25 protein-coding genes and 1 tRNA gene are annotated in these 26,454 nt (G+C 60.5%); 11 read left to right on the top strand and 15 right to left on the bottom strand.

Features of this window, described 5'->3' with window-relative positions; translation table 11 throughout:
• Positions 1-5: 5 nt before the first annotated feature.
• A complete protein-coding gene (locus Q0P52_RS11835; protein WP_293762563.1) occupies positions 6-1,034 on the bottom strand; it encodes a hypothetical protein in 1,029 nt (342 codons plus the stop codon).
• Positions 1,035-1,204: 170 nt separating this feature from the next.
• On the opposite strand from Q0P52_RS11835, the gene Q0P52_RS11830 reads away from it, so the two are divergent.
• The 6 genes from Q0P52_RS11830 to Q0P52_RS11805 all read left to right on the top strand — a co-directional run bounded on the left by Q0P52_RS11830 (position 1,205) and on the right by Q0P52_RS11805 (position 10,009).
• Positions 1,205-2,539, top strand: coding sequence for a M23 family metallopeptidase (locus Q0P52_RS11830; RefSeq protein WP_293762561.1), 1,335 nt, complete (start codon positions 1,205-1,207; stop codon positions 2,537-2,539).
• Positions 2,539-3,639, top strand: a complete 1,101-nt coding sequence (locus tag Q0P52_RS11825) for an anhydro-N-acetylmuramic acid kinase (RefSeq protein ID WP_293762559.1) — start codon at positions 2,539-2,541, stop codon at positions 3,637-3,639. The genes Q0P52_RS11830 and Q0P52_RS11825 overlap by 1 nt, the downstream gene beginning before the upstream one ends.
• Positions 3,640-3,691: 52 nt before the next feature.
• On the top strand, positions 3,692-5,992 hold the full coding sequence (locus tag Q0P52_RS11820) for a DNA translocase FtsK (protein ID WP_293762556.1): 2,301 nt from the start codon (positions 3,692-3,694) through the stop codon (positions 5,990-5,992).
• Positions 5,993-6,037: 45 nt separating this feature from the next.
• On the top strand, positions 6,038-7,126 hold the full coding sequence (gene hemH, locus Q0P52_RS11815) for a ferrochelatase (protein WP_293762553.1): 1,089 nt from the start codon (positions 6,038-6,040) through the stop codon (positions 7,124-7,126).
• Positions 7,127-7,319: 193 nt separating this feature from the next.
• A complete protein-coding gene (locus tag Q0P52_RS11810) occupies positions 7,320-8,537 on the top strand; it encodes a branched-chain amino acid ABC transporter substrate-binding protein (protein WP_293762550.1) in 1,218 nt (405 codons plus the stop codon).
• Between the two features lie 269 nt (positions 8,538-8,806).
• Positions 8,807-10,009: a branched-chain amino acid ABC transporter substrate-binding protein gene (locus Q0P52_RS11805; protein WP_293762547.1), complete on the top strand. Its 1,203-nt coding sequence runs from the start codon at positions 8,807-8,809 to the stop codon at positions 10,007-10,009.
• Between the two features lie 69 nt (positions 10,010-10,078).
• On the opposite strand, the gene Q0P52_RS11800 is transcribed toward Q0P52_RS11805, so the two are convergent.
• The 3 genes from Q0P52_RS11800 to Q0P52_RS11790 are packed head-to-tail and all read right to left on the bottom strand — an operon-like array spanning position 10,079 to position 12,032.
• On the bottom strand, positions 10,079-10,894 hold the full coding sequence (locus Q0P52_RS11800; RefSeq protein ID WP_293762545.1) for a crotonase/enoyl-CoA hydratase family protein: 816 nt from the start codon (positions 10,892-10,894) through the stop codon (positions 10,079-10,081).
• A gap of 10 nt (positions 10,895-10,904) precedes the next feature.
• Positions 10,905-11,393, bottom strand: a complete 489-nt coding sequence (locus tag Q0P52_RS11795) for a DUF4442 domain-containing protein (protein WP_293762542.1) — start codon at positions 11,391-11,393, stop codon at positions 10,905-10,907.
• Positions 11,394-11,453: 60 nt separating this feature from the next.
• Complete coding sequence (locus tag Q0P52_RS11790) at positions 11,454-12,032, bottom strand: TetR/AcrR family transcriptional regulator (RefSeq protein WP_293762539.1); 579 nt, start codon at positions 12,030-12,032, stop codon at positions 11,454-11,456.
• Positions 12,033-12,156: 124 nt separating this feature from the next.
• On the opposite strand from Q0P52_RS11790, the gene dapF reads away from it, so the two are divergent.
• Genes dapF through Q0P52_RS11775 form a run of 3 tightly spaced genes read left to right on the top strand, consistent with a single transcriptional unit; the run spans position 12,157 to position 14,237 of the window.
• The gene (gene dapF / locus Q0P52_RS11785; protein WP_293762536.1) at positions 12,157-12,987 is read left to right on the top strand and encodes a diaminopimelate epimerase; all 831 of its coding nucleotides are present in this window, start codon (positions 12,157-12,159) and stop codon (positions 12,985-12,987) included.
• A 33-nt stretch (positions 12,988-13,020) separates the two neighbouring features.
• On the top strand, positions 13,021-13,671 hold the full coding sequence (locus Q0P52_RS11780) for a DUF484 family protein (RefSeq protein WP_293762533.1): 651 nt from the start codon (positions 13,021-13,023) through the stop codon (positions 13,669-13,671).
• The gene (locus tag Q0P52_RS11775) at positions 13,668-14,237 is read left to right on the top strand and encodes a hypothetical protein (RefSeq protein WP_293762531.1); all 570 of its coding nucleotides are present in this window, start codon (positions 13,668-13,670) and stop codon (positions 14,235-14,237) included. Before Q0P52_RS11780 ends, Q0P52_RS11775 begins: the two co-directional genes overlap by 4 nt.
• A 72-nt stretch (positions 14,238-14,309) precedes the next feature.
• Here Q0P52_RS11775 and aroF read toward each other — a convergent pair whose 3' ends face one another.
• The 11 genes from aroF to gyrA form a co-directional block, all read right to left on the bottom strand.
• Complete coding sequence (gene aroF, locus Q0P52_RS11770; protein WP_293762530.1) at positions 14,310-15,329, bottom strand: 3-deoxy-7-phosphoheptulonate synthase; 1,020 nt, start codon at positions 15,327-15,329, stop codon at positions 14,310-14,312.
• Positions 15,326-16,015: an isoprenoid biosynthesis glyoxalase ElbB gene (elbB, locus tag Q0P52_RS11765; RefSeq protein WP_293762528.1), complete on the bottom strand. Its 690-nt coding sequence runs from the start codon at positions 16,013-16,015 to the stop codon at positions 15,326-15,328. The genes aroF and elbB overlap by 4 nt, the downstream gene beginning before the upstream one ends.
• 25 nt (positions 16,016-16,040) lie before the next feature.
• Positions 16,041-16,592 carry a hypothetical protein gene (locus tag Q0P52_RS11760; RefSeq protein WP_293762527.1) on the bottom strand — a complete coding sequence of 184 codons (552 nt, stop codon included), beginning with the start codon at positions 16,590-16,592 and terminating at the stop codon, positions 16,041-16,043.
• A gap of 39 nt (positions 16,593-16,631) precedes the next feature.
• Positions 16,632-17,213 carry a TIGR00730 family Rossman fold protein gene (locus Q0P52_RS11755; protein WP_293762524.1) on the bottom strand — a complete coding sequence of 194 codons (582 nt, stop codon included), beginning with the start codon at positions 17,211-17,213 and terminating at the stop codon, positions 16,632-16,634.
• Between the two features lie 91 nt (positions 17,214-17,304).
• On the bottom strand, positions 17,305-18,378 hold the full coding sequence (gene pheA, locus Q0P52_RS11750; protein ID WP_293762522.1) for a prephenate dehydratase: 1,074 nt from the start codon (positions 18,376-18,378) through the stop codon (positions 17,305-17,307).
• A 3-nt stretch (positions 18,379-18,381) separates the two neighbouring features.
• Positions 18,382-18,990, bottom strand: coding sequence for an O-methyltransferase (locus Q0P52_RS11745; protein ID WP_293762519.1), 609 nt, complete (start codon positions 18,988-18,990; stop codon positions 18,382-18,384).
• Between the two features lie 103 nt (positions 18,991-19,093).
• Complete coding sequence (locus tag Q0P52_RS11740) at positions 19,094-20,317, bottom strand: MFS transporter (protein WP_293762516.1); 1,224 nt, start codon at positions 20,315-20,317, stop codon at positions 19,094-19,096.
• A gap of 185 nt (positions 20,318-20,502) precedes the next feature.
• Entirely contained in the window at positions 20,503-21,591 is a 1,089-nt protein-coding gene (serC, locus tag Q0P52_RS11735) for a 3-phosphoserine/phosphohydroxythreonine transaminase (protein WP_293762793.1), read from the bottom strand.
• Positions 21,592-21,667: 76 nt separating this feature from the next.
• Positions 21,668-22,105, bottom strand: a complete 438-nt coding sequence (locus Q0P52_RS11730) for a PaaI family thioesterase (RefSeq protein WP_293762514.1) — start codon at positions 22,103-22,105, stop codon at positions 21,668-21,670.
• Positions 22,102-22,569: a PaaI family thioesterase gene (locus Q0P52_RS11725; protein ID WP_293762512.1), complete on the bottom strand. Its 468-nt coding sequence runs from the start codon at positions 22,567-22,569 to the stop codon at positions 22,102-22,104. Before Q0P52_RS11725 ends, Q0P52_RS11730 begins: the two co-directional genes overlap by 4 nt.
• The gene (gene gyrA / locus Q0P52_RS11720; protein ID WP_293762509.1) at positions 22,566-25,262 is read right to left on the bottom strand and encodes a DNA gyrase subunit A; all 2,697 of its coding nucleotides are present in this window, start codon (positions 25,260-25,262) and stop codon (positions 22,566-22,568) included. The genes Q0P52_RS11725 and gyrA overlap by 4 nt, the downstream gene beginning before the upstream one ends.
• A gap of 242 nt (positions 25,263-25,504) precedes the next feature.
• Between gyrA and Q0P52_RS11715 the strand changes: the two genes are divergently transcribed.
• Positions 25,505-25,891, top strand: a complete 387-nt coding sequence (locus tag Q0P52_RS11715; RefSeq protein WP_293762507.1) for a hypothetical protein — start codon at positions 25,505-25,507, stop codon at positions 25,889-25,891.
• 51 nt (positions 25,892-25,942) lie between these two features.
• Positions 25,943-26,018 (top strand) — tRNA-Thr (locus Q0P52_RS11710).
• The last annotated feature ends 436 nt before the right edge of the window (positions 26,019-26,454 follow it).

Here is a 26,454-nt window from a genome sequence, read left to right as displayed (position 1 = left end):
GGTGCTTATTCTAGGTCAGTGTAAAGGGCTGGCAGGCCAAGCGGGCGACGCCAGAATCGCCACAGCATGGCCGGCGTCAGACTCAGGGTGAAACCCGCTGAGCCATGCGTGATCAGGGTCAACTCGCTGACTTCGCCCCGCTTCAGCGCGGCCAGCAAGGGGGCAAACCAGTCGGCTTCCAGTCTTTGCAGGGCTTCGCGCCAGCCCCAAGCATCGCGATACTGTGCCGCGGCCAGTAGGGCGTCCACTTCAACCAGGACGTTGCGGTTGCCAAGGCCGGCTTCGGCCAGGCCCACATAAGCATAGGGGGCGGCATCGGCATCCAGGCCTCCGCGCAAGGCAGCCTGTTGGGCGTCATCGTCGTCGGTGAGCACTGTTTGCCAGCCGCCATGGATGGGCAGGCTCGAGCGGGCGGCCTGTTGGCCCCACAGCCAGACGCTGTTGACTGCCAGCTCGCCGCGCGACTCGCGTTCGTCGTTGACGGGGTGTGTGTAGAGCAGCATCTGCATTTCATTAAGCAGGCGGCTCCAGCGCAAACCATCTTCCCCGCGCGGCAAGTGCTGGTTGACGTTTTCACCCACAGCGTCTTGCAGGGGCGTAAAGGCCGCGCCGGCTGGCGTTGGCAGGCTCAGCAGCCAGCGATCCGGACGCGGCGCATGAAAGCGCAGCCCATCTTCGGCAAAGTGATGGTTGAGGCTGCACAGCAGCTGGTCGGCCTCGGTTTGCGACAAGCGCATCACCCCGACATCGGCCAGCAAAGCGCGATCCCGGTCGATGCGCAGATGCACCGGGTCGGCCAGCAGCCAGTTGGCCGAAGGGTCGAGCTCGCATTGGGCGGCAAACCGGCTGGCGGGGCTGGCGTCGCCAGCCGGCAGCAGGCTGGCCTTACGCTCGCTCAGGGTGCAAGTCTGGCGCGTCAGCTGGCCGCGCCCCAGCAGCAGGCTCAGGGCGGGTAGTGCCAAGCCTTTGCAGACTTCCGCGCCGTCGTGGCCGTCCAGCCAGCCAAGCCCGGGCATGAACAGGGTCAACTTCATGATGTCAGGGTGTGTCGCAGGGCATCGCGCGACGGCGATGCGAAGGATTGGAAAATAGTCGGGCAGGATCAGGAACTTATGACAGAGACGCTTCACCAACAGCCATTTGCCGTTTCGGCCGTCGCCAACCAGAACCCTGAAGCGGGCCCAGCCCGCCGCCCTCGAGAATGATGGATTATCGCAAACTGCTCCGTTTCCCGCAAAAGTGCGCCCACTCCCTGATCAATCACCCGCTTGGCCTGTTTTTGCTGGCCGGCAGTCTGCCGTTTTTCGGCACCGTTACCGCTTTCGCCGTGATGCCTGGCGACAAAGCCGCCAGTGTGCCCGATGTGGTTGTCCAAACCGTAACCCAGCGGCTGGCACTGCCCGAGTTCCGCCCTGCGGCCAGCAATGCGCGCTATTGGCGCGCTGAAATCATTCAGCGCGGCGACACCCTCTTTCGTGTGCTCAACCGGCTTGGCGTGCGCGACAGCGACGCCCGCCGCTTCCTAGCGTCGGGGCCAGTATCCAAGGATTTGCTGCGCCTGAAAACGGGCGCCAGCATCTCGGTGCAAACCAATGATGACGGCGACCTGTTCGGTTTGAGTTTTCTCAACGATGACGAAAACGGCGAGAAAGTGCTGGTAGCGCTGACGTTGGACAAGGGGCAATGGCAAGCCAGCGCCGACCCAGTGGAAACCGACACGATCGACACCCTGCGCACCGTGGGCATTCGCGGTTCCATGTCCTCCTCCTTTGCCCGTGCCGGCATTCCGCGCGAGGTGACTGCCCAGTTGGATGATGTGTTCGCCGACCGGCTGGATCTCGACAAGCTGGTCAATGGCGACAGCGTGCGACTGGTCTACGAAACCCTGCTTTATAATGGCAGCCCCATCGCTACCGGGCGGATACTGGCTGCCGAAGTGACCCACGACGGTCACATCCGCCAGGCTTTCTACGTGGCGCACGACAGCGAGTCGGGTGCTTATTACGACGAACAGGGCCAGCCGGTACGCAAGGGTTTCAGCCGTCAGCCGGTCAGCAATTACCGCATCAGCTCGGGCTTCGGCACGCGCTATCATCCGATACTGCGCTCTCTTCGCATGCATGAGGGAGTGGATTACGCAGCCGCGGCCGGAACGCCCATTGTGGCGCCAGCGGATGGCGTGGTGAAGTCCGCCGGCTGGCAAGGCGGTTATGGCAAGGCGGTGGAAATTCGCCACAGCGGCAAGCTGGCGACGCTGTACGGCCACATGCAGGGTTTTGCCGCCGGCCTGAAGGCTGGCCAGGTGGTGAAGGCCGGCGACGTGATAGGCTATGTCGGCAGCACCGGTCGCTCTACCGGTGCGCATTTGCATTTTGAGGTGAAAGTGAATGGCCAGCCGGTGGACCCGGCCACCGCCGCCCTGCCGGCGCAGGGCCTCACCACCGCCCAGCTCACCCAATTCAGGAAGGATCGCCAGATCATGTCGAGCAAGCTCGCCCTCTTGGACGGCGTGCCGCTGGTGCTGGCGCAAAAGGACTGATGACAGAACGCTTTATCGGATTGATGTCGGGCACCAGCCTGGACGGCGTCGACGCTGTGCTGGCAAGGTTTGCCGAAGATGGCCGCCTCGACGTGGAGGCTGAACATTGCACTCCCTACCCACAGGACATGCGCGACGAGGTGCTGAGCCTGCAGGCGGTGGGTCATGACGAGTTGCGCCGGGAGGCGCTGCTGGCCAATCGACTGGCCCTGCTGTACGCGGATGCGGTGCGCGGTTTGCTGCTGAAGGCAGGCAAATCCGAAGGCGACATCATTGCCGTGGCTTGTCACGGTCAGACCATTCGCCACGCGCCTCATCAGGGCTACACCTTGCAAAGCGTGAATCTGGCCCTGCTGGCGGAGCGCTGCGGCATTGATGTCATGGGCGATTTCCGCGCCCGCGATGTGGCGGCCGGCGGCCAGGGCGCGCCGCTGGTGCCCGCCTTTCATCAGTCCGTGTTTGCCGATGCAACGGAAAGTCGCGTCATCCTCAATATCGGCGGCATCAGCAACCTCACCCGACTGGCAGCGGGTCAGCCCGTGATCGGTTTTGATTGCGGGCCGGGCAATATGCTGATGGATGCCTGGTGTCACCAGCACACCGGCCGACGTTACGACGTCAATGGCGAGTGGGCCGCCAGCGGCCAGCTTCATGCCGGCTTGCTGCGCGACATGTTGGCCGAAGACTTTTTCCTTCAGCCGCCGCCCAAAAGCACGGGGCGGGACCTGTTCGACCTGCCTTGGCTGGTCGGCAAACTGGCTCGGCACGGCGACGTGCCGCCGGCGGATGTGCAGTGCAGCTTGCTCGCGCTGACGGCGCGCAGCATTGTCGATGCCATTCATGGCGCCTGCCCCGACACCCGGTCGGTCTACGTCTGCGGCGGCGGCGCGCTCAATGGCGCCCTGATGGCCGAGCTGGCCGCCATGGCGCCCGACATGCGTTGGGCCAGCACGGCAGAGCTTGGCCTGCCGGTACACCAGGTGGAGGCCGCCGCCTTTGCCTGGCTGGGTTGGCGCTTCCACCACCGGCAGCCCGCCAACTTGCCCGAAGTCACCGGAGCCAGCGGCTTGCGCGTACTTGGCGCACTCTATCCGTACTGAGACGCCGTATCAGGCTATAATCTCGCACTGTCATAAGCCTAATGCGATAAACATGCGACTTTTCAAACGAAAGGCCGTCGTCAAGAACAGTCAAACGCCCCTGCCGCCCAAGCTGGCCAACCTGCTGCGAGAAGCATGGTGGTTACTGATGGCGGTGGTGGCCGTGTATCTGGTGCTGATTCTGGCCAGCTACTCTCCGCAAGACCCGTCTTGGTCTCACAGTTCCTCCGACCCCACCGTGCGCAATTACGGCGGCGCGTTCGGCGCTTGGCTCGCCGATATGCTGCTTTATATCTTTGGTCTGTCCGCCTGGTGGATGGTGGTATTTTGCCTGGTGGCCATCGCCTGGGGCTATCGCCGCATTGAGACCCTGGGCTGGAAATTCAATCCCATTACCGCTGCTGCGATAGGCGGCTTTTTCCTGTTGCTGGTCTCCAGCGCCAGCTTTGAAAGCATTGTGCTGGGTGGTAAACAGCTGAACCTGCCTTTGTCCGCCGGCGGCATGTTCGGCCACTTCATCGGCAAGGGTGTCTCCCACGGGCTTGGCTTGTCGGGTTCCTATCTCTTGCTTTCCGTCACGGGCGCCATCGGCTTTTCCCTGTTCACCGGTTTATCCTGGCTGGACATCATGGAGCGCATCGGCGGCGCGGTGGAGGATGGGGTGTTGAACGTCTGGCATGCGTGGCAAGCGCGCAAGGACCGTGAAATCGGTCGGGAGACAGCCCAGCAGCGCGAGGCCAAAGTCAGCACCGAAAAGAAAAAACAGGAAGACAAGACGCCGATCCGCATCGAGCCGGCCCAGACGGAAGTGCCGGTGTCGCCCAAGCTGCAAAAGCCTGTGCAGCAGTCTCTGTTTGCCGATCCCAATAGCGGCGAGTTGCCCGGCCTGACGTTGCTGGAAGCGCCGAAAGAACAATCGGAGTCGGTGTCGCAGGAAACCGTCGAATACACCTCGCGGCTCATCGAGCGCAAACTGGCTGATTTTGGCGTGGACGTGAAGGTGATCGCCGCCTATCCGGGGCCCGTCATCACCCGCTACGAAATCGAGCCGGCCGTGGGCGTCAAGGGTTCGCAAATCGTCAACCTGATGAAGGACCTGGCCCGTGCCCTTTCGCTGGTTTCCATCCGCGTAGTGGAAACCATCCCGGGCAAAACCTATATGGGTCTGGAGCTGCCCAATCCGAAACGCCAGATCGTGCGCCTGTCGGAAATCATCGGCTCCGACGGTTATCAGAACATGAGCTCCCGCCTCACCATCGCACTTGGCAAGGATATTGCTGGTCAGCCGGTATCGGCCGACCTCGCCAAGATGCCCCACGTGCTGGTGGCGGGCACCACCGGCTCCGGCAAGTCGGTTGCCATCAATGCCATGATCCTGTCGTTGCTGTACAAGGCAAGCCCGCGCGAAGTGCGGCTGATCATGGTGGACCCAAAGATGCTGGAGCTATCGGTTTACGAAGGTATTCCGCACCTCTTGGCCCCGGTGGTCACTGATATGAAACAAGCCGCCAACGCGCTCAACTGGTGCGTGGGCGAGATGGAACGGCGCTACAAGCTGATGTCCAAGCTGGGCGTGCGCAATCTGGCGGGCTACAACCAGAAGATTCGCGATGCGGAAAAGGCCGGCGAGAAGGTGCCCAACCCGTTCAGCCTGACGCCGGAAACACCAGAGCCGCTGGACGTGCTGCCGATGATCGTGGTGGTGATTGATGAGTTGGCCGACCTAATGATGGTGGCCGGCAAGAAGATCGAAGAGCTGATTGCGCGCTTGGCGCAAAAAGCACGGGCTGCCGGCATCCATCTTATTTTGGCTACCCAGCGGCCTTCGGTGGACGTGATTACCGGCCTGATCAAGGCCAATATTCCTACCCGCATCGCGTTCCAGGTGTCCAGCAAGATCGACTCTCGCACCATCCTGGACCAGATGGGCGCAGAAGCCCTGCTGGGCCAGGGCGACATGCTGTTCCTGCCGCCGGGTTCCGGCTACCCCAACCGCGTGCACGGCGCATTTGTCGCCGATGACGAGGTGCACCATGTGGTGGAGTACCTGAAAACCACCGGCGAGCCCGACTACGTGGAAGGCATTCTCTCCGGGCAGGCCGAGGCGGATGACGCCGGCGGCTCGGCGGGCGGCGATGTGGATGGCAGCGGCGAAAGCGATCCGCTTTACGACGAGGCCGTCGCCATCGTGGTCAAAACCCGTAAAGCCTCTATCTCTTCGGTGCAGCGTCATTTGCGCATCGGCTACAATCGCGCGGCCCGGCTAATAGAACAAATGGAAGCGGCCGGCTTGGTTTCCAGTATGGAAACCAACGGCAACCGCACGGTGCTGGCTCCGGCCAGAGAAGACTGAACAAGGCCGGCTTAGCCGGCTTTTTTGATCGAACACGAGGTTTTCATGCCCCGCTATCTCACAGAACCCGTCCGTCGCCACGAAGATCAGTCGCGTACCGGCATCCTGCTGGTCAATCTGGGCACCCCCGACGCGCCAACTGCAAAAGCGCTGCGCCCCTACCTCAAGCAGTTTCTTTCCGACACCCGCGTCATTGAAATTCCGCGTGCTGTGTGGTGGTTCATTCTCAATGGCGTCATCCTCAACACCCGGCCAGCCAAGTCCGCGGAAAAGTACGCCAGTATCTGGACGCAGGATGGCTCCCCCTTGCTGGTGAATACTCGCAAACAAGCATCCTTGCTCAAAGGCTTGCTAGGCGAACGCGGTCATCGCGGGCTGGTGGTGGATTTCGCCATGCGCTACGGCAATCCGTCGGTTGAAAGCGTTATCGGCCGCATGCGCGAGCAAGGGGTCGAGCGACTTCTGGTGGTGCCGCTGTATCCGCAATACGCCGGCTCATCCAGCGCCACGGCGCTGGATGAAGTGTTTCGCGTGCTGATGACAATGCGCAACATGCCGGAAGTGCGCACTATCCGCCACTTTCATGACGACGCCGGCTATATCGCCGCCCTAGCGACCCACATCCGTCAGCAATGGCAGTTGCAAGGTGCCCCGGACAAACTGGTAATGAGTTTTCACGGTGTGCCGCGCTTCACGCTGGACAAAGGCGACCCCTACTTCTGCGAATGCCAGAAAACCGGCCGTCTGCTGGCGGAAAAGCTCGGGCTCAAGCCGGAGCAATATGTCATCAGTTTCCAGAGCCGGTTCGGTCGCGCCGAGTGGCTGCAACCCTATACCAGCGTTGTGCTGGACGAGCTGGGCAAGGCCGGCGTTAAGCGACTGGATATTGTTTGCCCCGGATTTCTTGGCGATTGCCTCGAGACGCTGGAGGAAATCGCCATGGAAGGCAAGGAAATCTTCCAGCACGCCGGCGGTGGGGAATATCGCTACCTTTCCTGCCTGAATGACAACCCGCAATGGATTGCCGCACTGGCGGACATCGTGGAGAAAAACCTGCAGGGCTGGAGCGGTTTGCCAGAAGAAGATGGCGCTGCGCGCTGCGCTCGCGCAAGGGCGCTTGGTGCGGCCAGGTGACACTGTAGGAAATTAATTGCAGACGGCTCGGAATACCCCGTTGACACTCGCGTAAAGTGCTCCCCATAATCAGCGCAACTGATGGCTATTCCAAAAGAATGGCCTGAATCAGTAGAGGACCGGTCTCGCTTCCCGGCGAGGCGGTTCATAGAGATCGCCAAGTCTACATAGATAAGATCAGGGGAAATAAAACATGAATAAATACGCTCGTCTGAGCCTCATCGCCGCTGCAGCCATGACTCTGGTTGCTTGTGGCAAGCAAGAACAAGCGGCTGCGCCTGCAGCCGGCGCCGCTTCCGCTCCGGCCGCAGCCGCCGGCGGCGACGTGGTAGTCAAGATCGGCCAGGTATCCCCGATGTCCGGCCCGATCTCGCACTTGGGCAAAGACAACGAATTCGGCGCCAAGCTGGCTATCGAAGACCTGAATGCCGAAGGCGTGACCATCGGCGACAAGAAGGTTAAGTTCGAACTGGTTTCCGAAGACGACCAAGGCGACCCGAAAATCGGTACCCAAGTTGCTCAGCGTCTGGTTGACGCGGGTGTGGTTGGCGTAGTTGGTCACCTGAACTCCGGCACCACCATCCCGGCCTCCAAGATTTACTCCGATGCCGGCATTCCCCAGATCTCCCCGTCCGCTACCAACCCGGACTACACCAAGCAGGGTTTCAAAACCACCTTCCGCGTGATCGCCAACGACGTTCAGCAAGGTACTGCTCTGGGTCAGTTCGCGGCTGACGGCCTGAAGGCCAAGAAAGTGGCCATCATTGATGACCGCACCGCCTACGGCCAAGGCTTGGCCGACGAGTTCGAGAAAGCCGTAAAGGGCAAGGGCGTGGAAGTGGTGAAGCGTGAATTCACTACCAACACCGCTACCGACTTCAACGCCATTCTGACCTCCATCAAGGCCACCAAGCCGGATGTCATTTTCTACGGCGGCATGGACGCGCAAGCCGGCCCGCTGGCCAAGCAAATGACCCGCCTGGGCATCAAGGCCAAGCTGATGGGTGGCGACGGCTGGCAAACTCCGGAATTCGTGAAGCTGGCTGGCGAAGCTTCCGAAGGCCAGTTCGCGTCCAGCTGCGGCGTTCCGCGCGACAAGATGCCGGGCTTCAATGCCTTCAACGACAAGTTCAAGGCCAAGTTCAATACCGAAGTCCAGATCTACGCTCCGTACGAGTATGACGCTGTTCGCGTGCTGGTAGACGCAATGAAGCGCGCCAAGTCCACGGATCCGAAGGTTTACCTGCCGGAAGTGGGCAAGACCGATTACACCGGCGTTACCGGCAAGATCGCCTTTGACGACAAGGGCGACATCAAGAACGGCGCCGTTACCGTGTACCAGGTCAAGGGCGGCAAGTGGGAAGTGGTTTCCACCGTTGGCGGCCCGGCCGCAGCCAGCGCTGCCCAGTAACAGGCTAACGCATCAAGCAAAAGGCGCAGAGCAATCTGCGCCTTTTTTGCTTTGCCGCAAGCTTTTGCCGGCCCGAGGCCATCCCATTGACGTAGCCGTTAGTTGACGCTTTTTTGCAAAGCAGCAAAAATAGTCGGGTCAGTGGCGTCGATTGTATCCATTCGCGTCATTCAAACCGCCCCGCCACCCTTGGGTCGGCTGACCTGAAATGCCAAAAGCGCTTTGTGGTAAATGACCCTTATAACTTTCAAACAGACCAGGGCATTTCCATGTTTCCCCCACGTAACACCCTTATCCTGAGCGGCGTGCTGGCTTTGTGTGCCTGCAGCCAACAGCAATCCACTTCCTCCGCCGATAGTTCCGGCGCCGCTGCGACCGCCGCAGGCGAGACTGTCATCAAGATCGCATCGGCCAACCCCCTGACCGGCCCGTTTGCTCACTGGGGCCGCGATGCCGACAACGGCGTGAAGCTGGCCGCTGAAGAAGCTAATGCAGAGAAGATCAAGCTGGATGGCAAAGCCGTCAAGTTTGAAGTTGTGTCGGAAGATGATCAGGCCGATCCGAAAACCGCCACACAGGTGGCGCAGCGTTTCGTGGACGCTAAGGTTGCCGGCGTTATCGGCCACCTGACTTCCGGCGCGGCCATTCCTGCATCTCGCATCTATTCTGATGCTGGCATTCCGATGATCGCAGGCTCGGTCACCAGCCCCAAATTCACCGAGCAAGGCTACAAGAACACCTTCCGCATCATCGCCAACGACGTGCAGCAAGGCCAGGCTTTGGCCAAGTTCGCAGTGGGCGAGTTGAAAGCCAAGCGCATCGCCATCATCGATGACCGCACTACCTATGGCCAGGGCCTGGCGGACGACTTCGCCAAGGCCGTGGAAGCGGCTGGTGGCAAGGTTATCAAGCGCGAATACACCACCAACAGCGCGACGGACTTCATGGCCATCCTCACCTCCATCAAGGGTGAGAAGCCGGATCTGTTGTTCTATGGTGGCATGGACGCGCAAGCCGGCCCGATGGTGAAGCAGATGCGCAAGCTGGGCATTGCCGCAGCTTTCATGGGGGCGGATGGCGTCAATACCAGTGAGTTCGCCAAGCTGGGCGGCGATGCGGCCGAAGGCGCTTACGCTTCCACTGCGGGTTCGCCAAAAGAAAGCATGCCCGGATTCGCTGCCTTCAACGACAAGTTCAAGAAGCGCTTCAATGCGGAAATCCAGGCGTATGCGCCTTATACCTACGACGCCACTCGAGTGATGATCGAAGCGATGAAGCGCGCCGGCTCCGCCGACCCCGCCAAGTATTTGCCGGAAATCGGCAAGACCGACTTCAAGGGTGTCACCGGCGAAATCGCCTTTGACGACAAGGGCAATATCCGCAATGGCACGGTATCCCTGTACCAGCTGAAGGCTGGCAAGTGGGAATCAGTCAAGCAGCCGGCCGCGCAGGCCGCCAGCGCTGCGCAATAAACGGCGTACGTAAAAAAACAAAACGGCACCATCTGGTGCCGTTTTTTGTGGCCCGCGGACTGGAATGGCTTAGTCGCGAAAGCTTGCCTGCTGCCGCGTCATGGCTGCCATACCTGCTTTCTGGATGTCTTCGGACAGCAGCATGGCGGCATTCCAGGTAGCCACATAGTTGAGGCCGTCCGCCACGCTGTGATCGCGGCCGTAGTTAAGGATTTCCTTGCTGCCGCGCACCGCCAGCGGCGACTTGCCGGCGATCAGGGCTGCCGTGGCCAGTGCGTCCGCCAGCACGGCGGCGCCATCGGGCAATACCCGGTTCACCAGCTGCGTTCGACAGGCTTCTTCGGCCAACATGTCGCGCCCGGTCAGCGCCATCTCTCGTGCGATGCCCTGCCCGACCACGCCAGGCAGGCGCTGTAGCGTGCCAACGTCCGCCACCATGCCGATGTCCACTTCGCGCACGCCAAATACTGCGTCGGCCGCCGCCAGGCGGAAGTCTGCCGCCAGCGCGATGTCCAGCCCGCCGCCAAGACAGGCGCCGTGAATGGCCGCAATCACCGGCTTGCGGCACTGTTCGAGGCTGCTGACGCAGGCTTGCAGATCCAAAATCAGACGACGCAGTTTTTCCCGCTTGCGCGCTTCGCACTCGTCCTGGACTGCCGCCTGGACACCCATCAGCATGCTCAGGTCGATGCCAGAACAAAAATGCTTGCCCTTGCCGGCCAGCACCACTGCACGGACTGTCGGCTCGCCATCGGCCCACTCCATGGCATGCTTCAGTTCTTGCCACATGGCCTGATTGAGCGCATTGGCCTTGTCGGCCCGATTAAAACTGATCAGCGCCACCTTGTCGTGAATGGCGATGTCCAGCGTATTCCATTGCGGCATTGCGCTCTCCTCAGGCTTGCGGTTGCGGACGCTTTTTGGGAATCCAGGCCCAGACCATCTCACACTGTACCGGCGATTCGCCGGACTCATCGGTCACGGTCACTTCCACCAGCACATCACCCTTTTCGGTATCGTGCATCAGTTGAATCTGCTCCGGCGTCAGGCGCGCCACGGCGCGCATATTCCCTTGAGAGCGCTTGGTGTAGTTCACCTTCATCGACTTGAGCAGCATCAGCTTGTCGTCCGGCACATTCATGCCGACGACGAAGCCGGTGGCGGTTTCGGCCAGCAGCGCCATGGCTGCGGCATGCACGCCCTTGATATGGTTCTGCACTTTGCGGCGATTGCGGATGGAGACGGTCAGTTGTTCGTGTCCTACCTGCTCGAAGCGCAGCCCGGCTGTAGAGAGAAACGGCACCAGTTTGCCGAAGAGCAAGCTCAACACCGTGCTGCGCAAGCCCACCGGCAAGCGCCCTGCCTTGTCGGCAATTCTGCTCATGCTGTTTTTCTTGTATTCCATGCGTGTCAGCCCTTTATCGTATTGTCATGGAGTGAGTGATCAGACCAAGCCGAGCAGCGACTTGACCTGTGTTTTCAAGGTGGCCAGCACGGTGGTGTCTGTGCGCGCCAGTTGCAGCCCGCCTTGAAGCGCGGCAAGCATCAATAGCCCCATCGCCTCCGGCGTGCCGGCAAACCGCATGCTGCCGTCAGTCCGCCCCGATTCGGCGATGCGCACTGCCCAGTCGCGCATTTCATCGACAAAGGCATTAGCCTCTGCGCGCATGTCGTCGGGCAGGGTCTGGTATTCCGTGGTGAGTATGCCGCTGGGGCAAATTTGCTGATCCCTGTCGAAGTAAGCGTCGGTCAGGGTGAAATAGCGCTCCAACTGCTCGGCGGGGCTGAGCTCGGCCTGCGCATCGATAAAGCGCTGGAAACGACGGCGGTAGCGCTGAATCAGCGCCACGCCAAGATCATTCTTTTTGGGAAAATGATAGTGAATGGCGGCGTTGCGCACGCCCAGCTCGGTGCTGATGTGCTGGTAGCTGAAGGCGTTGTAGCCGCGGGTCAGCAGCAATTCCTCGGCGATGTCGAGAATGCGTTTGCGCGTATCGGTGCGGGAATCAGTTTCTGCTTTCATTTGGCGACTTTACTTACTGGTTAGTAAGGTGTCAATCACACCGGCATCTCAGCGCTGGACAGGGGCAACCTATCGGTTATGATGGAAGGCATTTCGGCCTAATCCGCAACCTGAACACACTTCGATGCGACTCAAATTCAGCAAGATGCAAGGGCTTGGCAATGACTTCATGGTCATTGACGGGGTCCGCCAGGCCATCAATCTCGAGCACGACCAGATTCGCCGCCTTGGCGACCGCCATTTTGGCATCGGCTTTGACCAGCTGCTGCTGGTCGAGCCTCCCATTGCCGACGGCAACGACTTCCGCTACCGCATTTTCAACAATGACGGCGGCGAAGTGGAGCAGTGCGGCAATGGCGCGCGCTGTTTCGCCAAGTTTGTCTGCGACCAGAAGCTTACCAACAAGAAAGCAATCCGTGTGGAAACCGCGCGCGGTGTGATCATCCCCGAATATCTGGGCAAGGATCAGGCAGTGGTGGACATGGGCATACCCCGCTTCCGCCCGGTGGAGATTCCCTTCGTCGCGGAAGGCGAAGCCATCACGCATCCGCTGGACATCGAAGGTCACGCTTGCGACATCAGCGTGGTCTCGATGGGGAACCCGCACGCCGTCCAGGTGGTCGATGATGTGGACTCCGCCCCGGTAGGCAAGCTGGGCGCCCTGATCGAAAACCATCATCGCTTTCCCGAGCGGGTCAACGCCGGTTTCATGCAGATTGTTTCCCGTCACGAAATCCGCTTGCGCGTTTACGAGCGCGCCGCAGGCGAAACGCTGGCCTGCGGCACGGGTGCCTGCGCGGCGGTAGTGTCCGGCATTCGTCGCGGCTTGCTGGACGCCAAGGTGCAAGTGCATACACGCGGTGGCGATTTGCAGATTGAATGGCATGGCGAAGGCCACCCGGTTCGCATGACCGGCCCAGCCGTTACCGTGTTCCAGGGCGAGATTGATATCTAGCAACAACACTGATTACAGAAAAGGAAACCGCTGATGCATAGCGACGAGGTGCTGACTTATCTGGAAAACCATCCTGACTTTCTGCTGCATCACGCGGAACAGTTCGGCCTGCGCCCTGCGCCGGCCGCGCAAGACCGCGTGGTGGTCTCCCTTGCCGAACGGCAGATGCTGGAGCTGAAAGACAAGAATCGCCAGCTGGAAGCCCGTCTGCATCAGTTGATCCGCCACGGCGAAGCCAATGACCGCATCATCGGCTGCGCACATCGCATGTCGCTGGCGCTGCAGCTCGCGGCCACCCTGCCGGATGTGATTGCGGCGCTGGAAAAATGCTTCCACGAAGATTTCGGCATTAACCGGCTGGCCATTCGCTTGTGGCATCCGAATGCCGAAGCCAATCCCTGTTACAACGCCCGGCACGAAGTGCTGGCTTTGGCGCGCAACCTGTCCGCGCCCTATTGCGGGCCATACGTCAACGACGAAGTGCTGGGCTGGTTTCCGCCAATGCCTGTGTTGCAGTCCTTCAGCCAGATTGCCTTGCAGGATGCGACCGGCGCGGCCTTTGGCATTCTGGTGCTGGCCAGCGATGATCCGCAGCGGTTTACCTTCGACATGCACACCCACTATCTGGCCCAGATGGGCCAGCTCATCTCTGCCGCTTTAACGCGCGTACTGGGCAAGGCATGACGGCAACTCCTACCGGCTGGCTGCTGATGGCCTTGGTGGCCAGCTACTTGCTGCACGTGTATTGGCGTCTGATTGCGGGTCGCAGCGGCGTAGCCGTCGCCTCTTTTGTTGCCGGATATTTTGTGTTGTCCTTCATGTTTCGCCATTCCGACCCGATCCAGCCTCTGCGCCCGATCTGGTTGCCCTTCGTCTTCGGTTATGTCTGGGTGTCGATTGCCGCCGCATTTTGGGTGCTGGGTGTGGGTCGAATCAGTCGGCAAGGGCTGCATTTCACCGGTGAGGAGCCTCGTCTGGCCGCCCTGTTCAGTTCCCAGCTAACCTTGACGGCGGGCACGGCGCTGCTGTCGCCGTGGCTGGAGTGGCGACCCCTGGCCGCCTATGTGATGTTGCCGCCGTTGGTGGTAGTGCTTAGTTACATCTTCTACCGATTCTATGCCGACATTTTCCGGCGCAGGCAGGCAGCTTCGTTGCCGTGGGTGGTGTTGCTGGGCTGCCTGTTGTTGATGCCTCTGGTGCTGATGGGGCTGGGCCACTGGCTGGCCCCCATACTGCTTGGCTGGACTTGAGATAATGTAGAAACAAAAAAACCGGTCAGATGACCGGTTTTTTTGTTTCAGACCACGGAGACGTGCGCAGACTCAAGCCAGCGGGCGTCCAAGCGCCGCAGCCAGCGAGCTCAGCTCTGTCATCAGCTGCTGGAATTCATCTGGCGACAGCGCTTGGTCCCCATCGCACAGCGCACTGGCGGGTTCGGGGTGAACTTCCAGCAACAAGCCATCCGCCCCCGCGGCCAGCGATGCCTTGGCCAGCGCTGGCGCCATCCAGGCTTTGCCGCCGGAGTGGCATGGATCGACAATGACGGGCAGGTGGGTTTCCCGTTTCAGCACTGGAATGGCGCTGATGTCCAAGGTGTTGCGATAGCTCGGTTCGAAGCTGCGGATACCGCGTTCGCAAAAAATGATGTTGTGGTTGCCGCCGGCGGCGATATATTCGGCGGCGGTCAGCCATTCATTCAACGTGGCGGACAGACCTCGCTTGAGAATCACCGGCTTGTTGATGCGACCCACTTCTTTGAGTAGACCGATATTCTGCATATTGCGCGCACCGATCTGGATGACATCCACGTCGTATTCCAGAAACGCCTCCAGTTGCCGCACATCCAGCAGCTCGGTCACCATCGGCAAACCCTGCCCTCGCGCGCTATCGCGCAGCAACTCCAGTCCTTCCATGCCCAAGCCCTGAAAAGCGTAAGGGCTGGTTCGCGGCTTGAACGCGCCGCCACAAAGTAAGCGCGCGCCGGTTTGTTTAACAATGGCCGCCGCCGCATCCATCTGCACTGCGGACTCCACCGCCGCCGGCCCGGCAAATATCTGCAGCTCCGGGCCGCCTATGGCCAAGCCTCGCACATGCACCACCGTGTTGGCAGGATGTACGTCGCGCGCCACAATGCGGTAATCCTTGAGCACTCGCATGGCGCGTTCAACGCCCGGCATCAGTTCAAACATTTCTGGCGACAGCGAGCGTTCATCGCCCACTGCACCGATGATGGTGCGCTCCGTACCGCGCGACACATGCTCGGTCAGCCCGGCATGGCGAATCTTGTCGATAACGGACTGAATATCCGACTCGGTGGCCGGACCTTTCATGACAATGATCATGCAAACTTCCCGACAAGCAATTGATCAACAGCGGCTACGGCCGACTGACAGGCGGCAAACACCTGTGCCGGCGTGGCGGCACCGTACATATAGGCCGGCACACTGATGAATTTCCGCTCGGCGTCCACGCAGGCTTCGCTGACCGGCTTTTCTTCATGCTGTTGCCCCCAGGCTTGCAGCGCGGCAATCATGTCTCGCCCCTCTTCTTCATGGCCAAAAGTGATCCGCACGCCGTTCAGGCCGGCGTCGCGGGCTGCAAGGCCCAGCACCAACGGCGCGGCGCAAAGCGCGGCCACAGGCTTCCCCGCCTGCATGAAAGCATTGACTACGCGTGATACGTCCGGAAAAAGCGTCGCGGCTGGCCCCAGCTCTACAAAGCGGGTCAGGTTTTTGGCTGCGCCAAAACCGCCGGGGAAAATCAGCGCATCAAAATCGCCGGCTTCAAGCAGGCTGAGCGGCTTGATGTCGCCGCGCGCAATACGCGCCGACTCGCTGAGCATATTGCGGCTTTCGCCAGCCTGTTGCCCTTTGGCATGATCCACCACATGCATTTGATCCCGGTCCGGCGCGAAAAAGGCAGCCTGCCAGCCCGCTTGGGACAACGCGATGACAACGCCAGCAGCCTCGGTGATTTCCGAGCCGTCGTAGACGCCGCAACCAGACAGGACCACAGCCATGCGTTTCATGTTGGATTCTCCTTGAGTCGATTTGCTATTTTCTCAGAACCGGCCAGCGTCGTGACAACCATTTTCCTCGGCGACGCCAGCGCGACGGGCGGCGAAGCATGGCGCGCACCTGTTGGATGCCGCGATGAGCGGCTTGCCAGGTGGGCGACTCTGCCAGCCGCTCGTTGATATAGGCCTTGAAGCGCAAGAAGCGCGCATACCATAAGGCAAACAAGGGCAGCTGCATCAGTTGCGGCTGAGTCAGTGTGAAAAGCCGCGCCAAAATGGCGGTGCCGCCCAGTTTGGCCAGCAGGATGACCAGCAGGCCGAATATGGCATAGCCCTGAGTGATGGCGAACACTGCCAGCAGCTTGACCGGCAGCAGTGCCAGCATCGGCACCAGGTACAACAGCAAGGATATTTTTGGCGAACGGCTGGCGATCCACTGCTCCAGTTCGCGCAGCACTGGTAAACGGCCAAGCCAGCCCATCAGGGACGATAGTTCGTCCCAGGCCAGCTCTTCAAAGGCGATGACAAGCGCGGCCAGCCAGACAAGAGGGGCGCTGAGCCAGCGGCGCAATCTGCGAGTTGCCGTCATGGTGAATGCCTGTGTGATGGCGATGTGCAGAAGATGGGGTCAGGCGCGCGACAGATCAAGCCATTTGTCGGTTGTCATCGGTTTGTACTCGCGCATGCGTTGCAGAAGGCCGGTGACGTTGCTGTCGGCGGCAAACAGTTCCAGGTTGGCCGAAGAGACAAAGCCCTCGCTCGAGGCGTGGCGAGCCATGGCAAGCAGCGGCTGGTAGAAGCCGGCCACATCCAGCAGGCCTACCGGTTTGCGATGCAGGGCCAGTTGCCCCCAGGTGAGAATTTCAAACAGTTCGTCAAAAGTGCCAAAGCCGCCGGGCAATGCGACAAAACCATCCGAGAGCTCGGCCATCATGGCCTTGCGCTGGTGCATGGTTTCAGTGACATGCAGTTCGGTGAGGCCCAGGTGCGCCACTTCCTTGGCCTTGAGGAATTCCGGAATGATGCCAATGACCTTCCCGCCGGCCTCGAGCGCAGCGTCGGCCGCCACGCCCATCAAGCCAACCTTGCCGGCACCATAAACCAGTGTGATGCCTTGCTCGGCCAGGGTGCGACCAAACTCGCGCGCCGCTGTCTGGTACTCGGGCTTGACCCCTTTGTTGGAGCCGCAAAACAGACAGATTGATTTCATGACATGCCTTCCAAAATGAAAACCGGGCTGGATGCTTCCCGCCCGGTGATGTATGTGGCAGCGCCGGCGCGTGGCGGGCTGCTAACAGGGTTTAGAGCACCGCTTGCGGATAGGAACCTAGCACCTTCACAAAGGAAGTGCGCTCTGCAAGCCCTGCTAGCGCGGCGGCGACATTGGCATCGCCGTGATGGCCTTCCATATCGATGAAGAACACGTAGTCCCACAGCCCGGCTCGCGATGGGCGCGATTCGAATTTGGTCATGGAGACGCCGTTCTCCGCCACCGGGGCCAGCAGGTAATGCACCGCGCCCGGGCGATTGGGCGCGGACACGACGATGGAGGTTTTGTCCTGTCCGGTTGCGCCGACCTCTTGATGACCCAGCACCAGGAAGCGCGTGGTGTTGTTGGGCTCGTCTTCAATGTTTTCGGCCAACTTCAGCAGGCCGTAGCGCTCGGCGGCGGCCTGGCCTGCGATGGCGGCGAAGCGCGGGTCCTCGCTGGCAAGGCGGGCGGCCTCAGCGTTGCTGGCCACGGAAACGCGCTCGACGCCGGCGGGCAGGTTTTTGTTCAGCCATTCGTGACACTGAGCCAGTGCCTGGGCGTGGGCATAAACGCGTGTAATGCCGTCCAGTCCTTCGCTTTGTCGCAGCAGATGGTGATGAATGCGCAGCACTACCTCGCCGCAAATTTTCAATTGGGAGCTCACCATCAGGTCCAGGGTGCGGCCGACGGCGCCCTCGGTGGAGTTTTCCACCGGCGCGACAACGTAATCCAGCGCGCGGGACTCGACCAAGCGGAAGGCTTCGTCAACCGAAGCGCAGGCCACGGTATGCGCCGCATGACCAAAGTGCTTGGTGGCGGCCAGTTGGGTGAAGGTGCCTTCCGGGCCGAGGTAGGCAATGGAGAGCGGCTTTTCCAGCGCCAAGCACTCCGACATGATTTCACGGAACAGGCGGGCCACGCTTTCGCTAGGCAGCGGGCCGGGGTTCAGTGCCTTGATCCGGCGCAGTACCTGGGCTTCGCGCTCTGGCCGATAGATGATGCCGCCGCCCTTGATCTCGCCAATCTCGCGGGCGTGACTGGCGCGCTGGTTAAGCAGGTTGAGAATCTGGACATCGATGGAGTCGATGGCGTCGCGATGTTGCTTGAGCAGTTCTTCTGACACGAATCAGTCTTTCACAATGACAAACTGGCCTTTTCCAATCGGGTAAGTTTCCGCGAGATAGCCATTCGTCGCAAGCACCTGACCGATAAATTCAGCGCACTCGTCGGCGTGCGATAGGACATTATCCACCACGATAAGACCGCCTTTACGCAGGACGCGCTGCAAATCCGGCCAATATTCGGCATAACGGCTGCGATCCGCATCCAGAAACACCAGATCGATGCTGGCGTCAGGCGCGGCGCGCAGCCAGTCTCCGGCATCGGTCAGCTCCAGCGAAACTTTGCCCGCGAGGCCAAACCGCTCAAGGTTGGCCGAAGCCTGGGCCTGCTTGGCGGCAAGGATGTCCAGGCTGGTGATGAGCCCGGGCTGGTCTCGCAACGCCAGCGCCAGCCAGAGTGTGGAATAGCCGTTGCTGGTGCCGATCTCCAATACTTGCGCCGGATTCTTGCTGCGAACGAGTTGATAGAGAAAGCGCCCCGTATCGGGGGTGATGAATAGATTCTTACGGGATCGCTCCGTGGCGACGGCATCCTGGCGTTCGCCCTCTTCCCAGATGGCTTGCAGCGCATCGAACCAGTCTTTTTTCAACATGTCGACCTTATTCAGAAACATTGGGTGATCAGATCCGCGAACGACAATACAAAACGCGGATTGTGGTATTGCAGCAGCAGCAAAAGCAAAACCCCTGTCAGCAGCGCACCGGCCAGCCAGCGCTTCATCTGGCGTTCTCGGCGGCGAAGGCGCGGGATGCCGTTTCTCGCACCGGCAAATTGGCCAGCGCGGCAAGGATGCCGAGCACGATGGCGATTCCCCACACCACGTTGTAGTTGCCGTTAAGGTCGTATAGCTTGCCCCCCAGCCAGACGCCAAGGAAGCTGCCCACCTGGTGCGAGAAGAAGACGGCGCCGGACAGCATGCCAAGGTGCTGCACGCCAAACTGGCTGGCAATGACGCCATTGGTCAGTGGTACGGTGGATAGCCATAAAAAACCGATGACGGCTGCAAAAATCAGCACGCTGCCCGTGCTGAGCGGGAAGTACAAAAACGCGCCGATGGCGATGCTGCGCGCCAGATAAATGCCGGCCAGCAGGTAGGGCTTGGAATAGCGGCTGCCGGCTTCGCCAAACAGGAAGGTGCCAAAAATATTGAACAGCCCGATCAGAGCCAACGCCATGCTGGCCACATTACCGCCGAGACCGTGATCGCGCAGGTAAGCCGGCAAGTGCACCCCGATGAACACTACTTGAAAACCGCAGACGAAATAGCCCGCCATCAGCAGACGAAAGCCCGGCTCCGTCCAGGCGCGACTGAAGGTGTGCAACATGCCCTGCAAGATATTGGGATGCGCATGGGCAACCGGCTCCGTGGCAAAGCGTTTCGCTTCGGTGGAGAGTATGCGGCTGAGTGGCAGCATCAATAAGGCGCAAGCCGCCAGCACAACCAGCGCGGGCAGCCAGCCCATGCCGTCGATCAGAGAGCGCTCGATCGGCACCATGGCGAACTGGCCAAAACTGCCGGCTGCAGCCGTCAAGCCCATGGCGCGAGAACGGTAGGCGGTCGGCACGCTGCGCCCCAGTACGCCAAAAATGACGCTGTAGGTGGTACCGGACAGCGCCAGTCCAAGCAAAACGCCGGCGGACAGGGAAAACAGGCCCGGCGTTGACGAAACGGTCATCAGCAGCAGGCCCAGCGCATACAGCACGCCGCCGCCCAGCAGCACCTTGCCTGGGCCGTGACGATCCGCCAGTGCGCCGGCAAAGGGCTGGGCCAGCCCCCATAGCAGGTTTTGCATACCAAGCGCGAAGGCAAAACTCTCGCGGGTCCAGCCAAAGGCCGAGGTCATTGGCGGCATGAAGAAGCCGAAGCCGTGACGGATGCCCATGGCAAGTGAAACGATGAGGCCGCCAGCCAGCAGCAGGCGATGCAGTGAGCGATCCATGTGATGTCTCTTGTTGTGTGGGTGCGCGGCCATTTTGTTTTGCTACCCTTTGGCCTGGCGCTGCGGTGACGAGCATAAGGCTGCCAGTCAACTGTTCTTAGTTCATCATCATAAACCGGATTCAGGTACAAAAAACCCCGCGCACCGCGCAGGGTTTTGCACAATTCGTTCGCCAGTCAGAACAATCAGCCGTGTTGGCGGGCAAAATCCTGCATGAAATTGGCCAGTGCTTTCACGCCTTCAATCGGCATGGCGTTATAGATGGAAGCGCGCATGCCGCCCACCACGCGATGCCCCTTCAGTTGCACCAGCCCGTTTTTCCGCGCTTCCAGCAAGAAGGTTTCTTCCAGCGACTCATCCTTGAGGCGGAATACTACGTTCATGCGCGAGCGGAAGGCCGGATCGATATGCGTGCTGTAGAAGCCGCCACTGCTTTCGATCATGTGGTAGAGCAAGCCGGCTTTTTCTTCGTTGCGACTGGCCATACCCTTGACGCCGCCCTGCTCTTTCAGCCACTTGAACACCAGGCCGGCAATATAAATCGGATAGGTGGCCGGCGTGTTGTACATGGAATCCGCATCGGCATGTACCTGGTAGTTGAGCATGGTGGGCAGGTCGGCGCGGGCGTGTCCCAGCAGATCTTCGCGGATGATCATCACCACCAGTCCGGCGGGACCGATGTTTTTCTGCGCGCCGGCGTAGATCAGACCGAAACGGCTGACGTCCACTTCGCGGGAGAGGAAGTCGGACGACATGTCGCAGACCAGCGGCACATCGTTGGCCGAAGCCGGCACGTGGTCGAATTGCAGGCCGCCGATGGTTTCGTTGGAGGTGTAGTGCAGGTAGGCGGCATTGGGGTCGCGCTGCCAGACGGACTCGTCCGGCACGTAGGCGAAATTGCGGTCTTCGCTACTGGCTACCACATTGACATTGCAATAGCGACGCGCTTCCTTGATGGCCAGTTTGGACCAATGCCCGGTATTGACGATATCCACCGAGGTTTTCTCGCCCAGCAGGTTGAGCGGTACCATGGAGAACTGCATGGAGGCGCCACCTTGCAGGAACAGCACCTTGTAATTGCCGGGAACGCCCATCAGTTCGCGCAGGTCGTGTTCGGCGTCATGGATGATCTCCATGAACTCCTTGCCGCGATGGCTCATTTCCATCACGCACATGCCCGAACCGTGCCAGTCCAGCATCTCGCTCTGGGCTTCCGCCAATACTTGATGGGGCAATACCGCCGGGCCGGCGGAGAAGTTGTACACCTTGGCCATGTCTGTCCTCGATCCTTGCAGTCTGGTCATGTGGCCCGACCGCGCGGTTGCGGCAGGCGCGTCGTTGGGTCTGTCGCTAAGACAGCAGGAAATGCGCCCGCGCCACGGCGACGGGTTTGCTGCGATCTTCCTGCCATGCCTCGATCAGCATATTGGCTACCCGCTTGCCTTGCTTGGTGATTTCGCAGCGTGCGTGCAGCGTTTGCGAGCGGCCGGAGCGCAGATAGTCCAGCGAGAAGTCCACTATTTTGGGTGTTTCTTGCGATTCGCGATGCCACATCAAATGCAGCAAGGCGGCATTTTCCAGAAATCCACCGATCAATCCGCCGTGCAGCGCAGGCAAGGCTGTGTTGCCGACGTTGCGCGGGTGAAACGGCAGGCTGAACAGCAGCTCGCCTTGCTCGTCTTCGGCAATCTCCACCCCCATCAGGCGGGCATAGGGAATGGCCTCGATCAGCGCAGCAAAGTCCTTGCTGTCGCGCAGCGCCGCGAATTTCTCCATGAAGTCGCTCATTGCGCCGGCTCCTGCAGCATGGATGCCCGGCTGGATTCACGCATGAACGTGGCGACGCCGTGGGCGATCGGGTCGGCCGGATCGTCGTGATAGCAGACTGCGCGGGTGAAGGCGATCTGGCTGGCCAGCCGGTAGCACTCGGCGCGGCAGTGAATTGCCTTGCCTGGCGTGGCGGCTTTCAGGTAATCGATGCGTAGGTCCAGCGTGGCGATGGTTTCGAAGTCCGGCAGGTGCGCGGTTACCGATACGGCGCTGGTGGTATCCACCAGCGAGGTAATGACCCCGCCGTGGATAACCCCCGTGACTGGATTGCCCACCAGGTCTTCCCGCCACTCCACCTTGAGCACCGGCTTGCGTCCATCGGTGCCAAGATACTGGAAACCCAGTGTGGCGCAGTGGGGCAAGGAGACGAAGAGCTTGCTCATCGTCTCCAGCACTTCCCTATTGGCCGGCGTCGGCGTCATGCCTCAGCGTCTCCTTCCGCAGCTGCCTGTTCGCCGTCAATCTCCTCTTCGGGCTCCGCTTCGGCCACCTTCTCCAGGCCGATCAGCTGTTCGCCTTCGTCAAGATTGATCAGTCGCACGCCTTGTGCGGAGCGGCCGGTCTCTCGCACTTCCGCCACCTTGGTGCGGATCAGCACGCCGCCGGTGGTGATCAGCATCACGTCGTCGGTTTCTTCCACAAGACTGGCCGCCACCAGTTTCAGACCGGTTTTTTCGGTCAGATCCATGGCGATTACACCTTGCGTGCCACGACTTGTCAGGCGGAAATCGCCAGTGCGGGTGCGTTTGCCGTAGCCACCATTACTGGCGGTCAGCACCATCTGGTCTTCCGAGTTGGTGACCAGCAGGGAGATCAGCTTCTGGCCTTCGCCCAGCCTCATGCCGCGCACGCCGCGAGAAGTGCGGCCCATCGGGCGAACCTGGCTTTCGCTGAAGCGGACGGACTTGCCGGCGTCGGAGAACAGCATGACCTGATCGCCCTCCACGGCCTGCGCGTCCTCGATCAGCTCGGCGTCGTCGACGGCGCTGTCTTCAGCGATGACTTCGTCGTCCTCTTCGGCGAGGCCAGCGACACTCTTGCCGCAGGTCAGCGCCACGCCCACCAGATAATTGCCTTCGTCCAGATTGATGGCGATGATGCCGGCCGCGCGCGGTTTGGAGAATGCGCGCAGCGGCGTTTTCTTCACGGTGCCGTCGGCAGTGGCCATGAATACGTACTGGTCGTCGCGGAATTCCTTCACCGGCAACAGCGCGTTGATTTTCTCGCCTTCGGCCAACGGCAATACATTCACCATCGGCTTGCCACGGCTGGTACGGCCGCCTTGCGGCAGGTCGTATACCTTGCGCCAGTAGCAGCGACCAAGGCTGGAAAAGCACAGCACGTAGTCGTGGGTGTTGGCCACGAACAGTGTGTCGATGAAGTCGTTGTCCTTGGTAGCTGCCGCCTGTTTGCCGCGACCGCCGCGGCGCTGGGCGCTGTAGTCGTCGATCGGCTGAGCCTTGATGTAGCCGGTATGCGAGATGGTGACCACCATGTCTTGCGGGGTGATCAGGTCTTCGATATTGATGTCGCCGCCGAATGGCTCGATTTCAGAGCGGCGACCGTCGCCAAACTGGGTCTTGATGGCGTTCAGTTCATCGGAAATGATCTGATTGATGCGCTCAGGCCGTGCCAGGATGTCGATCAGATCCAGAATTACCGCCATCACTTCGCGGTATTCGCCGACGATCTTGTCCTGCTCAAGGCCGGTAAGGCGCTGCAGGCGCATTTCCAGAATGGCTTGCGCCTGATTCTCGGACAGGCGGTAGCCTTCGTCCGACAGGCCGACATCTTCGCCCAGCCCCTCCGGGCGCGCCATGTTCTGATCCACGCGGGAGAGCATCTCCTCCACTAGCGGCGAGCGCCAGGCGCGGCTCATCAGCGCGGCTTTGGCGGCCGGCGGCGTTTCCGAGGCCTTGATCAGGGCGATGATCTCATCCACGTTGGACAGGGCGACGGCCAGGCCTTCCAGGATGTGGCCGCGCTCACGCGCCTTGCGCAATTCGTAGATAGTGCGACGCGTCACCACTTCGCGGCGGTGGCGCAGGAATTCTTCCAGGATTTGCTTCAGGTTCAGCAGGCGCGGCTGGCCATCGACCAGCGCCACCATATTGATGCCGAAGCTATCCTGCAGCTGGGTCATCTTGTACAGATGATTGAGCACCACTTCCGGCATTTCGCCGCGCTTGAGCTCGATCACCACGCGCATGCCGGACTTGTCCGACTCGTCGCGCAGGTCGGAAATGCCCTCGATCTGCTTGTCGCGCACCAGCTCGCCAATACGCTCCAGCAGGCGAGCCTTGTTTACCTGGTACGGAATCTCGTCAACGATGATGGCTTGGCGATCGCCCTTGCCGATATCTTCAAAGTGCGTACGCGCGCGCATGATCACGCGGCCGCGGCCGGTGCGGTAGCCTTCCTTCACCCCAGCGGTGCCGTAGATGATGCCCGCCGTAGGGAAGTCCGGTGCCGGAATGATGTCGATCAGCTCATCGATGGTGAGTTCGCCATTGCCGAGCAGGGCTAGGCAGGCGTCCACCACCTCGGTGAGATTGTGCGGCGGGATGTTGGTGGCCATGCCCACGGCGATGCCGGAGGCGCCATTGATCAGCAGGTTCGGGATCTTGGCGGGCAGGATCAGCGGCTCATGCTCGGAGCCGTCGTAGTTGGGGCCGAAGTCGACGGTTTCCTTGTCGATGTCCGCCAACAGTTCGTGTGCGATGCGCGCCATGCGGATTTCGGTGTAACGCATGGCTGCGGCGTTGTCGCCGTCAACAGACCCGAAGTTGCCCTGCCCGTCCACCAGCGGATAACGCAAGCTGAAATCCTGCGCCATGCGGACGATGGTGTCGTACACGGCGGAATCGCCGTGAGGGTGGTATTTACCGATGACGTCGCCAACAATACGGGCCGACTTCTTGTAAGCGCGGTTCCAGTCATTGGACAGCTCGTGCATGGCGAACAGCACTCGGCGATGCACGGGCTTGAGACCATCCCGCACATCCGGCAGCGCCCGGCCCACAATCACGCTCATGGCGTAATCAAGGTAGGAGCGGCGCATTTCCTCTTCGAGGCTGATCGGGATCGTTTCCTTGGCGAAAAGCTGGTCTGTCATGGGTAAATGGCTATCTTTTCGGGAATCAAAAATAGCCTAGATTCTAGCACGAGAGCGCCTCTTCGCGCATGTGCATCGGCGAATAATCCGCCCCGAATCATCCGGGGTTGCACGGTGCCCTCGGCAAACCTACGGGCCTTCGGCAAACGTTCGTTTGCAAGCCACTGATAATCATTGGGAAAGGCGTGCTAGTATTGCACCCTTGTGCCAACGACCCTGGCCCGAGAGGCCAAGAGACAGACATGAACCATCGCATTTTTGCTTCGGCCCTGAGCTTGCTGGGTGCCTTGCTGCTAAGCCCGCTCGCGCACGCCGAAACTGAAGACATCCCCCTGCCCGGCGATTACCAGACCGCCCCGGCAAAAAGCGCGCACAAGCCAACTAAGCATAAAGCCGCTACGGAAACCACCAGCCCTGCCCCGAGCACAAAGCATCGCAAGGGTGCAAAAAGTGCCGGTAAACATCAAGCGGCCGCCGGCAAGAAAAGCAAAGCGCCGCATGCGCGCAAACCAGCCAGCAAGGCCCGCGCCAAGCAAGCCTCCAAAGGCCCAGCCAAACATACCGTCGGCAAGAAGTCTCATCAAAACAAGCAGGTAGCGAAAAAGCACAAGAAGCAGCAGAAAAAATAATGTTTCAGTACTTGCCATGGCAAGGTTGAACCGTTATAGTTCGAGCCCTTCGCCGGTGTAGCTCAGTTGGTAGAGCACCTGACTTGTAATCAGGGGGTCGCGAGTTCGATTCCTGCCGCCGGCACCAATACCCACGGGCCTCGTAGCGATACGAGGCCCGTTTGCTTTACTCCGCAATTCTGGCCGTGCTCCGCAAAACCACTTGTCGCTCCTCCCGGTCCCGTCCCAGACACCCTCCCTGCCAAGCAAAAGATAGAGCAAGCCCTGCCCCGCAGTCATCGGCTATGCCTGCCCGATCTACGTGCATTTTCAAAAAATGACTAGGCTCCACGGAGAACAGGCCATTGCGCATTGGATGGGTTTTAATCGTCACAAGCAGGAAGGCTCATGCCTTCATCGCAACATAGCCTATCTGGTAACGCTCCCCATCCATGTCCAGGTGAGTGATGTCCTGCTCGTCACGCCAAGCCGATATCCGCAGTAACTGCCAGTTTTGTGGATCGTAAGCGGCTTTGTTGCACAAATCAGCCACAGGTCGAACTACCCCAATCCCCAGACGGATT

Origin of the sequence: uncultured Aquitalea sp. (genome assembly GCF_945957525.1) — a bacterium.
Taxonomy (GTDB): domain Bacteria; phylum Pseudomonadota; class Gammaproteobacteria; order Burkholderiales; family Chromobacteriaceae; genus Aquitalea.
Note: the sequence above shows the minus strand (reverse complement) of the source record. Positions and strands in the feature narration are given on the sequence as shown.

What these genes read in the sequence shown, in the direction of transcription:
- Q0P52_RS11835 (WP_293762563.1), bottom strand. Translation starts at nt 1,034, where the DNA reads ATGAAGTTGACCCTGTTCATGCCCGGGCTTGGCTGGCTGGACGGCCAC.
- Q0P52_RS11830 (WP_293762561.1), top strand. Translation starts at nt 1,205, where the DNA reads ATGGATTATCGCAAACTGCTCCGTTTCCCGCAAAAGTGCGCCCACTCC.
- Q0P52_RS11825 (WP_293762559.1), top strand. Translation starts at nt 2,539, where the DNA reads ATGACAGAACGCTTTATCGGATTGATGTCGGGCACCAGCCTGGACGGC.
- Q0P52_RS11820 (WP_293762556.1), top strand. Translation starts at nt 3,692, where the DNA reads ATGCGACTTTTCAAACGAAAGGCCGTCGTCAAGAACAGTCAAACGCCC.
- hemH (WP_293762553.1), top strand. Translation starts at nt 6,038, where the DNA reads ATGCCCCGCTATCTCACAGAACCCGTCCGTCGCCACGAAGATCAGTCG.
- Q0P52_RS11810 (WP_293762550.1), top strand. Translation starts at nt 7,320, where the DNA reads ATGAATAAATACGCTCGTCTGAGCCTCATCGCCGCTGCAGCCATGACT.
- Q0P52_RS11805 (WP_293762547.1), top strand. Translation starts at nt 8,807, where the DNA reads ATGTTTCCCCCACGTAACACCCTTATCCTGAGCGGCGTGCTGGCTTTG.
- Q0P52_RS11800 (WP_293762545.1), bottom strand. Translation starts at nt 10,894, where the DNA reads ATGCCGCAATGGAATACGCTGGACATCGCCATTCACGACAAGGTGGCG.
- Q0P52_RS11795 (WP_293762542.1), bottom strand. Translation starts at nt 11,393, where the DNA reads ATGAGCAGAATTGCCGACAAGGCAGGGCGCTTGCCGGTGGGCTTGCGC.
- Q0P52_RS11790 (WP_293762539.1), bottom strand. Translation starts at nt 12,032, where the DNA reads ATGAAAGCAGAAACTGATTCCCGCACCGATACGCGCAAACGCATTCTC.
- dapF (WP_293762536.1), top strand. Translation starts at nt 12,157, where the DNA reads ATGCGACTCAAATTCAGCAAGATGCAAGGGCTTGGCAATGACTTCATG.
- Q0P52_RS11780 (WP_293762533.1), top strand. Translation starts at nt 13,021, where the DNA reads ATGCATAGCGACGAGGTGCTGACTTATCTGGAAAACCATCCTGACTTT.
- Q0P52_RS11775 (WP_293762531.1), top strand. Translation starts at nt 13,668, where the DNA reads ATGACGGCAACTCCTACCGGCTGGCTGCTGATGGCCTTGGTGGCCAGC.
- aroF (WP_293762530.1), bottom strand. Translation starts at nt 15,329, where the DNA reads ATGATCATTGTCATGAAAGGTCCGGCCACCGAGTCGGATATTCAGTCC.
- elbB (WP_293762528.1), bottom strand. Translation starts at nt 16,015, where the DNA reads ATGAAACGCATGGCTGTGGTCCTGTCTGGTTGCGGCGTCTACGACGGC.
- Q0P52_RS11760 (WP_293762527.1), bottom strand. Translation starts at nt 16,592, where the DNA reads ATGACGGCAACTCGCAGATTGCGCCGCTGGCTCAGCGCCCCTCTTGTC.
- Q0P52_RS11755 (WP_293762524.1), bottom strand. Translation starts at nt 17,213, where the DNA reads ATGAAATCAATCTGTCTGTTTTGCGGCTCCAACAAAGGGGTCAAGCCC.
- Q0P52_RS11745 (WP_293762519.1), bottom strand. Translation starts at nt 18,990, where the DNA reads ATGTTTCTGAATAAGGTCGACATGTTGAAAAAAGACTGGTTCGATGCG.
- Q0P52_RS11740 (WP_293762516.1), bottom strand. Translation starts at nt 20,317, where the DNA reads ATGGATCGCTCACTGCATCGCCTGCTGCTGGCTGGCGGCCTCATCGTT.
- serC (WP_293762793.1), bottom strand. Translation starts at nt 21,591, where the DNA reads ATGGCCAAGGTGTACAACTTCTCCGCCGGCCCGGCGGTATTGCCCCAT.
- Q0P52_RS11730 (WP_293762514.1), bottom strand. Translation starts at nt 22,105, where the DNA reads ATGAGCGACTTCATGGAGAAATTCGCGGCGCTGCGCGACAGCAAGGAC.
- Q0P52_RS11725 (WP_293762512.1), bottom strand. Translation starts at nt 22,569, where the DNA reads ATGACGCCGACGCCGGCCAATAGGGAAGTGCTGGAGACGATGAGCAAG.
- gyrA (WP_293762509.1), bottom strand. Translation starts at nt 25,262, where the DNA reads ATGACAGACCAGCTTTTCGCCAAGGAAACGATCCCGATCAGCCTCGAA.
- Q0P52_RS11715 (WP_293762507.1), top strand. Translation starts at nt 25,505, where the DNA reads ATGAACCATCGCATTTTTGCTTCGGCCCTGAGCTTGCTGGGTGCCTTG.